10 protein-coding genes are annotated in these 15,594 nt (G+C 40.4%); all 10 read left to right on the top strand.

Annotation, left to right across the window (positions count from 1 at the left end; all coding sequences use genetic code 11):
- Window positions 1-12: 12 nt before the first annotated feature.
- Complete coding sequence (locus KFO40_RS09820) at window positions 13-834, top strand: GNAT family N-acetyltransferase (RefSeq protein ID WP_211146303.1); 822 nt, start codon at window positions 13-15, stop codon at window positions 832-834.
- A gap of 99 nt (window positions 835-933) precedes the next feature.
- Window positions 934-1,365, top strand: a complete 432-nt coding sequence (locus tag KFO40_RS09815; RefSeq protein ID WP_004316897.1) for a hypothetical protein — start codon at window positions 934-936, stop codon at window positions 1,363-1,365.
- Window positions 1,366-1,513: 148 nt separating this feature from the next.
- Window positions 1,514-2,149 carry a DedA family protein gene (locus KFO40_RS09810; RefSeq protein ID WP_004316898.1) on the top strand — a complete coding sequence of 212 codons (636 nt, stop codon included), beginning with the start codon at window positions 1,514-1,516 and terminating at the stop codon, window positions 2,147-2,149.
- 77 nt (window positions 2,150-2,226) lie between these two features.
- Window positions 2,227-2,874 (top strand): DUF47 domain-containing protein, encoded by a 648-nt coding sequence (locus tag KFO40_RS09805; protein ID WP_087321811.1) that lies wholly within the window; start codon window positions 2,227-2,229, stop codon window positions 2,872-2,874.
- A 15-nt stretch (window positions 2,875-2,889) separates the two neighbouring features.
- Window positions 2,890-3,906: an inorganic phosphate transporter gene (locus KFO40_RS09800; protein ID WP_087318558.1), complete on the top strand. Its 1,017-nt coding sequence runs from the start codon at window positions 2,890-2,892 to the stop codon at window positions 3,904-3,906.
- Window positions 3,907-4,033: 127 nt separating this feature from the next.
- Window positions 4,034-6,280, top strand: coding sequence for a cation:proton antiporter (locus KFO40_RS09795; protein ID WP_211146302.1), 2,247 nt, complete (start codon window positions 4,034-4,036; stop codon window positions 6,278-6,280).
- 366 nt (window positions 6,281-6,646) lie between these two features.
- Window positions 6,647-8,188, top strand: a complete 1,542-nt coding sequence (locus KFO40_RS09790; RefSeq protein WP_008659007.1) for an ATP-binding protein — start codon at window positions 6,647-6,649, stop codon at window positions 8,186-8,188.
- Between the two features lie 16 nt (window positions 8,189-8,204).
- A complete protein-coding gene (locus tag KFO40_RS09785; RefSeq protein ID WP_008659006.1) occupies window positions 8,205-8,909 on the top strand; it encodes a hypothetical protein in 705 nt (234 codons plus the stop codon).
- Between the two features lie 32 nt (window positions 8,910-8,941).
- Complete coding sequence (locus KFO40_RS09780; RefSeq protein WP_008659003.1) at window positions 8,942-12,415, top strand: helicase-related protein; 3,474 nt, start codon at window positions 8,942-8,944, stop codon at window positions 12,413-12,415.
- 12 nt (window positions 12,416-12,427) lie between these two features.
- Window positions 12,428-15,589, top strand: coding sequence for an Eco57I restriction-modification methylase domain-containing protein (locus KFO40_RS09775; protein WP_149927525.1), 3,162 nt, complete (start codon window positions 12,428-12,430; stop codon window positions 15,587-15,589).
- Window positions 15,590-15,594 lie beyond the last annotated feature (5 nt).

Genomic DNA, 15,594 nt, shown 5'->3' with positions numbered 1-15,594 from the left:
AAAGCAATCACTATGATACGCAAATTAGACAAGACCGAATACGCCCTAGCTGCATCGTTAGCATTAGAGGTATATATACAATGCGGAGCGGAAGACTTCGATGAAGAAGGTTTGAATTCATTTAAAAGCTTTATCTCCAGCGAGCAACTGATGAATGAATTAGTGATTTATGGTGCTTTTGAGGATAAGAATCTGGTTGGCATCATGGGGACAAAGAATGAAGGAAAACATCTTTCTTTATTCTTTATCCGAAAAAAGTACCAATGCAAAGGTATCGGCAAACAGTTATTCTGTTTCGCTATCAATGATTGTCCGGTAGATGAAATGACTGTTAATTCGTCCACATACGCCATTCCTTTTTATCAAAGTCTGGGATTTGAAAAGACTAAAGAGAAGCTATGTACTAACGGGATAACTTATACGCCAATGATATTCAAGAGGACAGTCAGAATCAGTTCCATCGCACCTTGTGGAATGGACTGCGCATTATGTTATGCTTTTCAAGATATAAAAAAGCCTTGCCCCGGTTGTAGAACCCAAACAGGAAAAATTCGGGAAAGTTGCCAAAACTGTATTATTTTCTCATGTGATAAGAAAAAGTATTATTGTTTTGAATGCACAAATTTCCCTTGCAAACGATTAAAAGCACTAGATGCAAGATACCAAAACAAATACAAAATGAGTATGATTATGAATCTTACATTCATAAAAGAACAGGGAGAAGAAAACTTCTTAATATGGCAAAATCATAAATACACCTGCCCCAAGTGCGGAAAACTGCGAACTGTGCATTACGACTACTGTATTCACTGTAAACAACAGAAGTTAACATAACTATAATGAATACCTCCCGATAGAGCTACAATTATAATTGTTAATTATGCTTGTGAATATGTATTTCATATAAAAATAGTTTCTACCTTTGCGACCGTTATGATGAAGTACATATTCTGTATACTATTAGGCGTATTTCTGAATTGGGGATTCCATCTGATTTCCGATGAAGCACAGGAGGCATACCGGTTAGAAACCGGTAGTACCAGCATACAAACCTATACCAATTCATACACCTCCAAAACCAGCATCATACAGCTGGATAAAGAACAGAAACTAGTCAAAACAAAAGAATACACCGGAAAGCAAGATTACAATAACGATAATGGCGTTTTAAATCCATTCTCCTTCCGCCACCTCTCTCCTTTAAAGATACTACGATTCAATATTCCTTCTGTCACTATCCGTATACTAAGCTCTCTGAAGATCCAGCTTCCTCAAAACCAATGGACAGGTTTTTCATATTATACCAATCTTTTTAAATATTCTGATAGATATCATATCTATTCATTAGGTCACATACTCATTTAGCCATTTTATATTTTTTCCGGCATAAGACTATTCCAGTCTTTGGTGTCTCACTTTCTGTTTGCATCCTCCATTTAAGTGAAAAGAGTATTCACTATGGTCCGGAAGCCAATAACATTCTTTTTTTACCATAACAACCAAAGTATATAAAATGGACTTTTTATTGGATTTCATCCTTCATATCGATCAATATATGGTTATGATTGTGCGTGATTATCACGCCTGGACGTATGCCATTTTGTTTTTTATAATCTTCTGTGAAACCGGATTAGTGGTCACTCCTTTTCTTCCCGGTGATTCTCTACTCTTCGTTGCAGGAGCTATTTCTGCCTTACCTGACATGCCTATCAGTGTGCATATACTCGTTATCATTTTATTTGCCGCTGCCGTATTAGGCGATTCCTGCAATTACATGATCGGACATTTCTTCGGTCGAAAGCTTTTTAATAATCCCAATTCCAAGATATTCAAACAAAGCCATCTGGAGAAGACACACGAGTTTTATAAGAAATATGGTGGGAAAACAATTATTCTGGCCAGATTCGTCCCGATAGTACGCACGTTTGCTCCCTTCGTAGCAGGAATGGGAAAGATGAACTATTACTATTTTATGATGTATAATTTAGCGGGTGGTGCGGCTTGGGTCGGCATATTCTGCTACGCCGGTTATTTCTTCGGAGACCTTCCGTTTGTACAAGAGAACTTGAAACTGCTAATCGTTGCCATCATATTCATCTCTATATTGCCTGCAATCATAGAGGTAGTACGAGCCAAACTAAAGTCTTAAAACGCCAAACTATAATCTGTATTCATTTGTTACTAATATAAATAGAGAAGAAAAAACAATTTAAAGTTTTTACACTTATGAAAAATTCTTTTTTTAGCCGGTTTACTCCAAAGGAGCCCAAATTTTTCCCATTGCTGAAACAACTTTCAGAAGTGCTTTGTGAAGCATCCGTTGTTTTAACAGAAAGCTTGCAACATGACTCACCTACAGAACGTGCAGACTACTATAAGAAAATCAAAGAGCTGGAACGTGAAGGGGACAAACTGACGCATCGGATTTTTGATGAATTGGGCACTACATTCATCACTCCTTTCGACCGTGAAGATATTCATGACTTAGCTTCCTGCATGGATGATGTCATCGATGGAATAAATAGTTGTGCCAAACGAATCTCTATTTACAATCCCCGTCCTATCTCGGAGAACGGCAAAGAATTGAGCCGTTTGATTCAGGAAGAAGCGACCTACATCTGTAAAGCCATGGACGAACTTGAAATATTCCGTAAGAAACCGACTCTTCTCCGGGAATATTGCTCAAGATTACATGAAATCGAGAATCAGGCAGATGACGTATATGAATTCTTTATCACCAAGCTATTTGAAGAAGAAAAGGATTGCATTGAACTTATCAAAATTAAAGAAATCATGCATGAACTGGAGAAAACGACCGATGCCGCAGAGCACGTAGGCAAGATTCTGAAAAACCTGATTGTAAAGTACGCATAAAGTAAGCCGGAACACATGGAATTATTAGTGACTATCATTATTCTGGCTCTGATATTCGATTATATCAACGGCTTTCACGATGCAGCAAACTCAATAGCTACAATCGTATCTACCAGGGTGCTTACGCCCTTTCAAGCTGTACTATGGGCTGCTTTCTTCAATTTCGTTGCTTTTTTCATTGCCAAATACATAATAGGCGGATTCGGTATTGCCAACACAGTATCCAAAACGGTGGTAGAACAATATATCACTTTACCTATTATATTGGCAGGAGTAATAGCAGCCATCACCTGGAACCTGGTGACATGGTGGAAAGGTATCCCGTCTTCATCCTCACATACGCTTATCGGAGGATTTGCAGGAGCTGCCATTATGGCAAACGGATTTGAAGCAATTCAACTTAATATCATTCTTAAAATTGCAGCTTTCATCTTTCTGGCTCCTTTTATCGGAATGGTGATTGCTTTCGGTTTCACTCTGTTTGTTCTTTACATCTGCCGGCGTGCACATCCTCATACAGCTGAAGTCTGGTTTAAGAGGTTGCAGCTCGTTTCTTCCGCCCTCTTCAGTGTCGGACATGGATTGAATGACTCACAGAAAGTAATGGGTATTATTGCCGCTGCCATGATAGCCGCTCATTCTATGGGATTGGGTATGGGTATCAACAGCATCAATGACCTTCCCGACTGGGTTGCTTTTTCGTGCTTCACCGCTATCTCACTCGGCACCATGTCCGGAGGTTGGAAAATAGTAAAGACAATGGGAACCAAAATCACCAAAGTAACCCCATTGGAAGGAGTAATTGCCGAAACAGCCGGTGCTTTCACTCTCTACATTACGGAAATGCTGAAAATCCCCGTTAGTACAACACATACTATCACAGGTGCAATCATCGGAGTAGGTGCAACCAAACGCCTCTCTGCCGTTCGCTGGGGAATAACAAAAAGTCTCATGACTGCCTGGATTCTTACAATTCCGGTCAGTGGACTCCTGGCAGCAGCTATCTATTATATTGTTTTCCTCTTTTTATAGAGGAAAACAATATAATGAATAATTGACTGCCGACACTCTCGAAAAAGAAAAGAGCTGAACATCCATGTCCCTTGGCTCTTTTCTGTCTAACTATCAGGAAGAAAAAAATGAATAAATCCATCACTAAATGTCACATTTACCAACTTTGATTGCCGACCTTGCGCTGATATTAATATCGGCCAGTGTAATAACCTTGCTGTTCAAATGGATGAAACAACCTTTAGTCTTAGGTTACATCATTGCCGGATTACTAGCGGGGCCTTATATAAATATTTTCCCCACAGTGGGAGATATCGAAAATATCAATATATGGGCGGAAATAGGTGTTATATTCCTGCTCTTTGCACTTGGACTGGAGTTTAGTTTTAAAAAGCTCATGAATGTAGGTTCCACAGCTTTTATTACGGCCACCACCGAAGTCGTCAGTATGTTGCTCATAGGTTTTCTGGTAGGACAATTGTTAGGATGGGGCACAATGAATTCCATCTTTCTTGGGGGAATGTTGTCTATGTCGTCTACCACAATTATCATCAAGGCCTTTGATGATTTGGGGTTACGCAACCAGCGTTTCACGGGCATCGTATTCGGTACTCTGGTAGTGGAAGACCTGATTGCCATTTTAATGATGGTACTTCTTTCTACAATGGCGGTAAGTCAGGACTTTGTGGGTGAAGACTTATTGATTAGTGTTCTCAAAGTCGTTTTCTTTTTAATCCTGTGGTTTCTCATCGGTATTTTCGTTATTCCGGCTTTTCTTAAAAAAGCAAAGAAGCTGATGAATAATGAGACGCTTTTGATTGTTTCAATCGGTCTTTGTCTGGGAATGGTGGTATTGGCCACCTATACAGGCTTTTCAACGGCGTTAGGTGCATTTATCATGGGATCTATTCTTGCCGAAACCATCGAAGCCGAGCACATCGAACATATCATACAACCGGTAAAAGACCTCTTCGGAGCTATTTTTTTCGTATCAGTCGGTATGCTGGTGAATCCGGCGGTATTGGTAGAATATGCCTGGCCTGTTATCATCATTACTCTGGTTACCATTATCGGTAAAGCCATTTTCTCTTCATTTGGCGTACTCTTATCCGGAGAGCCACTGAACACTTCTATCAAATCCGGATTCAGCCTGGCACAAATTGGAGAGTTTGCTTTCATCATTGCCGGACTGGGTGTTTCGCTCAAAGTGCTCGATCCGTTTATTTCACCTATTATTGTGGCTGTATCTGTTATCACCACTTTCACGACTCCTTATTTTATCCGTTTAGCCAACCCTTTTGCCGAATGGCTTTACAAAATATTGCCTACTAAAGTACAGGAGACATTAGATCGTTATGCTTCCGGCAAGAAAACCATGAACCACGATAGTGACTGGAAGAAATTACTAAAAAACATGATTGGCAGGGTTATTATTTATAGCGTATTGCTCACTGCTATCTGGCTGCTGTCTATACAAATCATTTATCCCGCCATCAGTGAAATGTTTGCTCCTGTTACCCTATGGATTAATCTGGTGATGTGTCTGGGTACCCTTTTGCTTATGACTCCTTTTTTGTGGGCACTCATCTCCAACAAATACAACTCTTCCGAATTATTCCTGAAGCTATGGAGAGATGAGAATTACAATCACGGACGACTGGTTTCTCTCGTTCTAGGCCGTGTATCTGTTGCTCTTTTCTTTATCACTAGCGTAGTTATCAGCTATTTCAAGCTGAACTGGGGAATAAGTGTGATTATTGCCATAGCTGTTGTGGCATTGATTCTTATTCTTAGGGAAGACCTCACGCAATATTCACGACTGGAAACAAGATTCCTAGCCAATCTTAACCGACGGGAAGAGGTTGCTAAAAAACGACATCCGCTAAAAACAAGTTTCAATAGCGAGTTCAATGACAAGGACCTTGATTTGACGTCTGTCGTGGTATCGCCTTATTCCGATTACATCGGCAAGTCTTTAGGAGAACTTTCATTCAGGCAAAATTTTGGAGTGAATGTGGTTGCAATCACGCGTGGTGATTTGAATATATACATTCCGAAAAGTTCTGAACCTATTTATCCGCAGGATAAACTGACTGTAGTCGGTACGGATATGCAATTGCAGGAGTTCAGAAATAGAATTGAAGATGTAAAAAACACAATAGATACGGATGCAGTAGATAAAAAGATGACGCTCCACTCTTTCACTGTAGATGATGAATTCCGTTTCTTAAATAAAACCATTGCACAGTCTCATTTGGGAGAAAAGTACGACGGTATCGTTGTGGCTATTGAACGGAATAATGAATTGATCCCTCTGGATAAAGATACGGCTTTCCAATTAGGAGATCTCGTTTGGATTGTGGGTAACCGCGAGAAGATTAGAGAAATACTGTAATAAAGTCCGGGTTCAAATAAATCACATTACATATAAAACAAAAGAGAGCTGTAAACATTTAATCTACAGCTCTCTTATTTTGATTTATTGTATATTCAGCGATCTTTACTTCACTTCCTCAAAGTCAACGTAATATATCTATCAGCGACTTGCGTACACGTGTTGCAAATATAGCGCAAATCCGAAAATAAGCATCCATAAGCAACACACGCTCTTGCTCACAAAAGTACGATTTTTATTCATAAATAACGAGATGTAAACGCATAAAAATCAAAAGAAAGCGATGTTTTTAACAGATTCTTCGGTTTTATCCTTACCTTTGTGTATGATATTAGGGTGTTACACCCAAATAACAATAAGGAAACGATGCAGATACATAACAATACATTGATAGCGGAATGCTCGGCTTACGATTTCAAGGAAATGTTGGAACGTAAGAAAGTAAAATCGTGGCTTAAATCCGTGTCGGCTTTCGCTAATACGGATGGTGGCAGTTTGTTCTATGGAGTGAATGATGACGGCATAATTGTAGGGTTGGAGAATCCACAAGCCGATGCTGATTTTATCAGTGAAATGATAAAGGCAAGACTTGACCCTGTGCCGGAAATTCAACTTATTCCGATAGAACATGAAGGGCATACCCTGCTTGAAGTGAAAGTAAAGGCAGGAACGCTTACACCTTATTACTATTATCAGGATGGGACACGTACCGCATATGTACGAGTTGGCAATGAAAGTGTAGAATGCAACTCCCAACAATTACTTTCGTTGGTATTAAAAGGCACGCACATGACATGGGATTCTCTTCCTACCCAAGTGGATGCCGGCAAACATTCTTTCATCATCCTTGCCAATACTTTCCGTGAGCAAACCCATCAGGAATGGAACGATAAGTATTTGGAATCATTCGGACTGGTAACTCCTGACGGCAAACTGACCAATGCAGGATTGCTGTTTGTGGATAATTGCACAGTATTTCAATCGCGTATTTTCTGCACCCGTTGGACTGGACTCTATAAGGATGATGCCATCAGTTCCATAGAACATCGGGCTAATCTTGTGCTACTTTTAAAATACGGCATAGACTTCATCAAGAACTACACCATGAGCGGATGGGTAAAGATGCCGAACTATCGTCTAAACCTCCCTGACTATTCAGACCGTGCCATCTTCGAAGGATTGGTAAACCACCTTATCCATCGGGATTACACCGTGATGGGCGGTGAAGTACATATCGATATTTACGATGACCGTGTAGAACTGGTATCACCTGGTGCAATGCTTGACGGTACGCAGATTCAAGACCGAGATATATACAAAGTGCCATCCATGCGCCGTAACCCCGTCATTGCGGATGTGTTCACACAGTTGGACTATATGGAGAAACGTGGCTCCGGTTTGCGCAAAATGCGGGAGCTTACGGAAAAACTACCCAATTTCCTGCAAGGCAAAGAACCTCAATATCAAACGGAAGCGACTTCTTTCTACACCACCTTCTATAATCTAAACTGGGGCGAAAACGGAAGAATTCCTGTGGAAGAAGTAGCCAATAGGGTAAATAGTACCCTCGAAAAGTACCCTGTAAATGAAGAAAGTTCGGTAGAAAAGTTCGGTGTAAACACAAAAGAGTTCGGTGTAAATGAAGAAAGTTCGGTCGAAAAGTTCGGTGTAAATGCGGATAAGTTCGGAGATACATCGGAAACACAGAAGAAAGTCAGTAAAACTGCACAAAAGATAATCGACCTCGTTATTTCAGATCCTTCAATCACAGCTGATAATATGGCCAACAAGATTGGTGTAACTAAACGCGCTATAGAGAAAAATATCAAGAGCCTTAGGGGGATGGGAATTTTGGTTCACGAAGGTTCAGACAAGGCTGGTTATTGGCGCATTATTGTTAAACCATAAACAGAACAACAAACCTATGGAGACCTCTTTCATACCACTCTTTGCAATCATAGCCGTTTTGATTATCGCCTTTTTGTTTGCCTCTTTGCCACAGGTAAACCATAAAACGCGATACCGAGTGCTTTATGCAATAGCCATTATCATGCTATTAGCTGTTATCCCTATTAGTGAATATATGGCTGGTGGCATACAAAACTCAAGTAACAATTATCTGCTTGTCCTAATATTCGATATTGCAGTAGGATATTTCTGTATGTACATTGCTGCTTTGCTAAAATTCAACGTTCTTAAACGAAAGAACCAAGCATTAGAAAACGCCTTGACAGAAAAGCAACAAGAAAATGTAGCAATCCTATTGGAGCATCAAAACGAAAAACAACAAGCACTCCGGCAAAGAGAGCTTGAATGGTTAACTGGGAAAATAAAGATGTTTACCGAAGAAGAACAGGAAGCTATTCTTGCCAGTGCTCTATCATTTGCTGAACATGACTTGATAGTTGCTCCCTCAATAAGCATACAGCCCAAAGAAACATGTAGTCAGCAAGAACTAATGTACTTTGTCTGCTCTGCTTTTTACAATATGGATAAAAGTCGTAGTGAAGTTGTGGGTTTCTTATATAAAGTTTTTCCTCTCTATTTTCCAGCAGGAGAAAGTGCATTGGCTAAAAAGATGCCGGGATTGGAAAAAGTAAAAGAGAGGAGAGAGAAAGAATGTAATTAGCGCATATTTTCAAACCATAGAATAGAATTAAAATGAATAATACACTTATAGATAATTCCATAGAAGCACTTTCAATGACAACAACATTGAGAAAATGCTTAGCCATTGATGGTATTAAAACAGTTAGTATTGCCACAGGCTATTGGGATATTCCCGGTTTAGCTATACTACAAGAAAATTTGAGGTCTTTCATTGAAAAAGAAGGAACAACGCTTCGTTTACTTATAGGAAAAGACCCTTATATATACGTAAATCAATTAAAGTCACCTAAATATAAAGATGCAAATTATCCGCTGGACTTCATAAAAACTGATATCCACGAACTTAATGTTACTGAGGAATATAAAGATGCTATACGTCTGCTTCTTGATTATTGTACGGAAAACAATGATTCAAAGATTCAGATTCGTGTATTTCGAAAAAATGAAAATGACGAAACTCAATTTTTACATTCTAAGTGTTACATCTTTGACGGAAAGTCAAACGGCATTGGTATTGGTATCGTGGGTAGTACAAATTTTACACAAAAAGGATTACAAGGTAACGCTGAATTAAACTATATTGAAACAGCTCCAAATCAAGTGTTATCGCTTGATGAAATACCTGGTAATAAATCTCATTTGATATGGTTTAATGAAAAATGGGAAATATCTGAACCTTGGAACAAACAATTCTTAGAACAAATCCTTAAATCTGCACCTATAACAGATGACGTGGAAAAAGAACGCAAAAGTGAACAACAATCATTCACTCCATACGAACTATATATCAAATTGCTACAAATTAAGTTTGGTGACATTGTAGACAAATCACTCGGACAACAGATAGAAACTTATCTGCCAGCGAACATCCACAAACTGGAATATCAAATAGAAGCTGTTAAGAGGTGTATCGGCATTATGCACGAACATGGTGGCTTTATGTTGGCAGATGTGGTGGGACTTGGCAAGACGATTATTGGTACGCTCATCATCAAGCGTTTCTTGTCCGTACCAGAAGACGATGGACGAGAACGTAAAGTATTGGTCATTACTCCTCCTGCCATTCAATCGGGTTGGAAGAAGACTATAGCCATGTTCGACAAAAATTCTGACGAGAAGATTGCGCCATACATTGACTTCATTACAACTGGACGCATCGGAAATGTTGCCGAAGATGAGAGCTGCGAAGATGACGATGACGACAGCCGCGATTCTGGCGATTTTGGTGGAACACTCCAAGAAAAGAATTATGGCTTTATTGTCATTGACGAAAGCCATAAGTTCCGCAACAGTGCCACATTGATGTACCAGTCTCTTGATGAACTGATACAGAAGATTTGTTCTAATACAGGGGTATATCCATACGTGGGTCTTCTTTCTGCCACACCGCAGAACAACCGACCAAATGACTTGAAGAATCAGATTTACCTTTTTGAGAGAAACCACAATGACAGTACATTGAAGAAGGCTGAAAGTGGTAATATCGAAAGGTTCTTTGCAGATGTCAACCGAGAATATGAATCACTGATAGATAGAAGCAACGACATACCAGCAGATGAGCGCCACCAACGCTTGGATGCCGTGTCAAAGAGACTACGTGATTGCGTGTTAAGTGATATTCTAGAACGCCGAACAAGAACTGACGTTGAGAAATATTACAAGGATGATATGGAATCACAAGGCTTGATATTTCCCAAAATTGTTGGACCTAACAATCTTGAATACATCATGGATGACGAGTTGGCTCAACTGTTCTCTGATACTATGACAATCATTGCTCCAACGGAGGCAGAAAAGTTGCAGACTGACGAGTGGTTAAAATATTTCCGCTATCGTGCCATTGAATATTTTACTGACCCTGCCAACGAAAGAAAACATACTGGTCGAGGCAATCGTGGTGTCAACGACGTTGCCAAGCAGCTTGCAATCATCATGCAGATTCTTCTTGTGAAGCGTCTTGAAAGTTCGTTCACTGCTTTCACCCAATCCCTGTTGAACCTGCGACGTTACACAGAGAACATGATTAAGATGTGGGAGAACGACACAATTTTCGTTTGTCCGCAAATTGACGTGAACAAAGAACTTGACTATGAAACCAAAACATTGAAACGTGGTAGACGTGTTTCGTTTAATGATTGTGTAGAAGAAATCAGAGCCAAGATAACAAAATTGACGGAACAAGGGCGTAACGAGAAGGGACAGAATGCAGAATATAACCGCAAAGACTTCAAGGAGGAATACTATATCCAACTGAAAGAAGACTTCCGACTCATTTCTAATCTCTATGATCGATGGGCGAAAAACCCACAAGACCCGAAATTTGATGCATTCAAAGAGAATATCAAGCCAGAATTGTTTAATCCACAAAAGAATACCTCTGGAAAATTGGTTATCTTCTCGGAAGCTATAGACACAGTACAATCGCTTGCGAGAGCGGTAAAGGCAAAGGGTTATAAGGCACTTGTCATTACTGCTGCCAATCGTGATGAGATGGAACACACGATTGAGGAAAATTTCGATGCCAATTACGAAGGTGTTTGGAAGGATGACTACAATGTTATCATTACAACAGAGGTCTTGGCAGAAGGTGTGAACCTCCACCGTGCCAATGTTATTCTGAACTATGATACTCCTTGGAACTCCACTCGCCTGATGCAGCGCATAGGTCGTGTAAACCGTATCGGCAGTAAAGAGCCTTTTGTCTATGTTTATAACTTCATGCCAAGTGCAGAAGGCGATGCGCAGATTCAATTGGTTCGCAAGGCACATACCAAGTTACAATCCTTCCATGTCCTGTTTGGTGAAGACAGTAAGATTTTCTCGGAAGAGGAAAGTGTGGTACATTACGATATTGCCAAAGCTGTTGAAGGTGAGGAATCACCTTTGCAGAAGTATGTATATGAACTGAAACAATACAAGGATACTCACCCTGAACGTTATCTGCAAATAGAACAAGCTGATAAAGACTGGCAGATAGCACAGGCTGCAAGTGGAACGGCATATTTCATAGTAAAAGCACCACACTCTGCAAGGCTTGCAATTAGAATACGTACAGAAGCCGAGGGTCTGTATAACGCCAAAATAATTTCTTTGCTTGAACTGCTTGAAGATATGCGTGTGAAAGAAAATGCCAAACGTGTTCCATTACCAGATAACTGGCGACAGCTTTCGGCAGAAGCCATAAAGACTTATAACCAATACTTTGTCCGCATCAACAAGTCAAGGGCTGGTGACAAGGCTACGGCTGCAAAAGAAATGTTGGTGAAAATTAACAACACACCTAGTTTATCACTACAATCCAAGATTTTGCTGAAAAATGCTCGTAAGTTTATTGACCGAGGAAGTTTTGATATTATCAAAAAAGTATTGGCTATTGGTCAGGAATTAGAAGAGCGGGGTTTACGTCTCTTTGCCATAGAGCAACAAGATATAGACGAGATTCTGGAGCGAGAAATCGGCAAACTCGTAGCCCATGTGGAAAGTAAACAAGGCGAAGCATCTATTGTATTAGGAACCATCAAGTAAACAAATACCCCCATGAATAAGGAGTCATTAAAAGAATATTTAAGCAGCCGATATCAAGGCTGGAGTTCGTTCCTCAACAATGTTATTTTTCCCATTTTCGGTGAAGATGACTTTGAGGATGGTTTTGAAACAGAGCTTTTGGAGAGTCAGCCCGAACGAAGACAACTGGCAGAAGCGACGGGAATACGCAGCATCAAGCAAGTTGGAATGATGTATGTTGGCGTTGAACCTTTACAGATTTTCGATGTGACAGTCAGCGACCGGGTTATGATGGAGCATAACCGTGTGAACATCCAGCGGCTCATCCGTGCTGTCATGGATCAATTCTCTTGTGCCTTCATGCTGTTCCATTACGAGGATGATACTCGTTGGGATTGGCGTTTCACCTATTGCCGAAAGAGTGGCAACAAAGAAGAATCCACCAACAGCAAACGCTATACGTTCCTGCTGGGGCCTGGTCAGTCATGCCGCACGGCAACTGACAACTTCATAGCTCTATACGACAAAAGGAATTCTCTTGAAATTAAAGACATCGAAAATGCATTCAACGTTGAAGCTCTTTCTAAAGAGTTCTTTGGGAAGTACAAGGCTCAATACGAAGCTTTTGTCAATTACATGGTTGACCCTACAAACGGAATGCGTCAACACTTCATTGATACAGGCTTTGACCATACGGGTATGGCTGCTGACAAAATTCGTGACCGTGAGGAAAAACCCATTCGTGACTATGTGAAGAAACTTCTTGGACGCATTGTGTTCCTGCACTTCCTCCAAAAGAAAGGCTGGCTTGGCGTTCCTGCAAGCAAGGAATGGGGCGAAGGCGATCGTGATTTCATGCTGAATATTTTCAAGAATGCAAATGAACGTCAAAAGGAAAACTTTCTTGATGACATATTAGAAGACTTGTTTACAGAAGGTTTAGACCGTAACCGTTCAGATCAGGGCGACCTTTACGACACAAAAGTAGAAGGCTTCCGCAACTGTCGTATTCCATATTTGAACGGCGGTCTGTTTGAACGTGACATTCTTGACAAGAAGCCCAGTCATTTTCCTGCCAGCTATTTTAATGGCCTGCTGACAATGCTCTCGCAGTACAACTTTACCATCGATGAAAATGACCCAAACGATGCAGAAGTGGGCGTTGACCCAGAAATGCTTGGACGCATCTTTGAAAACCTGCTGGAGGACAACAAGGATAAGGGTGCATTCTATACGCCGAAAGAGATTGTGCAGTACATGTGCCGAGAAAGCTTGATAGCATATCTGCAAACAGACATGAGGGAAGAAGACAAGGAGTGTATACGTCAATTTGTGACAACTCACGATGCATCCCAGCTGGGCGAATTAAAGGAATACATTGATCAGAAACTGTACGATGTGAAGATATGCGACCCTGCAATTGGCTCTGGTGCTTTTCCAATGGGATTGCTGCGCGAACTGTTCTTCTGCCGTTCTGCTATTGAGCCAAACATTGTAGAGAATGCAGCTAACATTAAACGTCACATTATCCAAAACAACATTTATGGTGTTGACATTGAACGTGGAGCAGTGGATATAGCCCGACTTCGTTTCTGGCTCTCACTGATTGTTGACGAAAAGTCACCAGAGGCTCTGCCTAACCTTGATTTCAAGATTATGCAGGGGAATTCCCTTCTGGAGCAATATAAGGGTGTTGACCTTTCAACGATGACAGAAAAGAAAATAGGAGCTGGTGAAAGTCTAACTTTCTTTGATAGCATGTTAGATGTTTATCGCAAAAATCTACGCGACAAACTTACTGAATATTACGCTTGCCCTGAACATGACAAGAAAATGCAGCTGAGAAAGGACATTGCAGATATTGTAAAGCAGGAACTCGTTGAACAAGGTATTCATATTGATTTTGAAGATATGGACTTGTCTGCAAACAGTCAGTTCTTCCTCTGGCATACCTGGTTCCATGATGTTTTCTCACGACCCTCAAATGGGGGCGGCTTCGACATCACTATTGGCAACCCACCATACATCAGTGCACCGACACAGATAGCATCACCAGAATTGAACGAACAGCGGTCGCGTATAGTGGCAAGCAAGAAGTACAAATCGCTTAATGAAAAGTGGGATTTGTATGTTCCTTTCATGGAACTTGGTATGCAACTCCTATGTCCCAATGGAATATTTTCTATGATTGTTCCATATCCTTTGACAAATCAAAAGTATGGAAAGAAACTTCGTAAGATGATTGCAGAAGAATATCATTTGTTGGAGATAGCCGACCTAAACGGCACAAAGATTTTTGAGAATGCCACAGTGAGTAACTGCATTCCATTTATTAAGAACACTCAACCAGAGGGTGAACTTCGCATCACAAAAATCTTTGAGGACAAGACCATCCGTGAAGTGTTAAGCAAATCTCCAGAGGCATTAAAGCAGGACGAGAAAAATTATGTTTGGAACTTGACAGAAGAGGAAAGAACAGGAAATCGCTTCGCCAATATGAATATATTGGGTGACTTTTGCTATATAAGTGTAGGAATGGTCGTTAATGCCAATGAGAAGAATGCTCAAGGAGCATTTAAAAAAGAGGATTTGATAAGTGACTCATACGATGCCATCCATTGTAGGAAGTATATTGAGGCAAAGGATATAGACAAATTTCAAGTTAAACGGGTGCGCTATCTTGAATGGAACACGGAACGGTGCCCAGATAAACTACGTCGTCCGACGTTCCGTGAACTGTACGATTGTCCCAAGTTATTAATAAATCGCTTGGGTGTTCTAAAGGTATATCTTGATATGGATACTCATTTCTTGCATAGTGATTCAATGTTCTGTGCTGTCTTATGGAAAGACCTGAAAGGTGTCTATAATAAGAGCTTATCTTCAAGCATCAAAAAGTTCTGCAAACATAACCGTGCAGTTATGGAATCTCTGTCTGAGAAGGTTGACCTATATTATTTGCTGGGCATTCTTAATTCTTCTATGGCAGACCAGTTGTTGGCAGACCAACGAGGTGGCGACTATCACATATATCCTGAACACATTCGCAATCTTCCAATCCCTGCTCCGCAAAGAGAAGCACAAAACGCGATCGGCGTAATTGTAAAAGAGATTCTACATCGTCGAGAAGAAAATATTGATTACTCCGAATTGGAAGAACAACTCAATGGACTTGTGACCGCATTGTATCAATGACATAT

Origin of the sequence: Bacteroides sp. 1001302B_160321_D4 (assembly GCF_015667765.1) — a bacterium.
GTDB lineage: Bacteria > Bacteroidota > Bacteroidia > Bacteroidales > Bacteroidaceae > Bacteroides > Bacteroides xylanisolvens.
This window is presented reverse-complemented; position numbering and strand designations above follow the sequence as displayed.

What these genes read in the sequence shown, in the direction of transcription:
- KFO40_RS09820 (WP_211146303.1), top strand. Translation starts at nt 13, where the DNA reads ATGATACGCAAATTAGACAAGACCGAATACGCCCTAGCTGCATCGTTA.
- KFO40_RS09815 (WP_004316897.1), top strand. Translation starts at nt 934, where the DNA reads ATGATGAAGTACATATTCTGTATACTATTAGGCGTATTTCTGAATTGG.
- KFO40_RS09810 (WP_004316898.1), top strand. Translation starts at nt 1,514, where the DNA reads ATGGACTTTTTATTGGATTTCATCCTTCATATCGATCAATATATGGTT.
- KFO40_RS09805 (WP_087321811.1), top strand. Translation starts at nt 2,227, where the DNA reads ATGAAAAATTCTTTTTTTAGCCGGTTTACTCCAAAGGAGCCCAAATTT.
- KFO40_RS09800 (WP_087318558.1), top strand. Translation starts at nt 2,890, where the DNA reads ATGGAATTATTAGTGACTATCATTATTCTGGCTCTGATATTCGATTAT.
- KFO40_RS09795 (WP_211146302.1), top strand. Translation starts at nt 4,034, where the DNA reads ATGTCACATTTACCAACTTTGATTGCCGACCTTGCGCTGATATTAATA.
- KFO40_RS09790 (WP_008659007.1), top strand. Translation starts at nt 6,647, where the DNA reads ATGCAGATACATAACAATACATTGATAGCGGAATGCTCGGCTTACGAT.
- KFO40_RS09785 (WP_008659006.1), top strand. Translation starts at nt 8,205, where the DNA reads ATGGAGACCTCTTTCATACCACTCTTTGCAATCATAGCCGTTTTGATT.
- KFO40_RS09780 (WP_008659003.1), top strand. Translation starts at nt 8,942, where the DNA reads ATGAATAATACACTTATAGATAATTCCATAGAAGCACTTTCAATGACA.
- KFO40_RS09775 (WP_149927525.1), top strand. Translation starts at nt 12,428, where the DNA reads ATGAATAAGGAGTCATTAAAAGAATATTTAAGCAGCCGATATCAAGGC.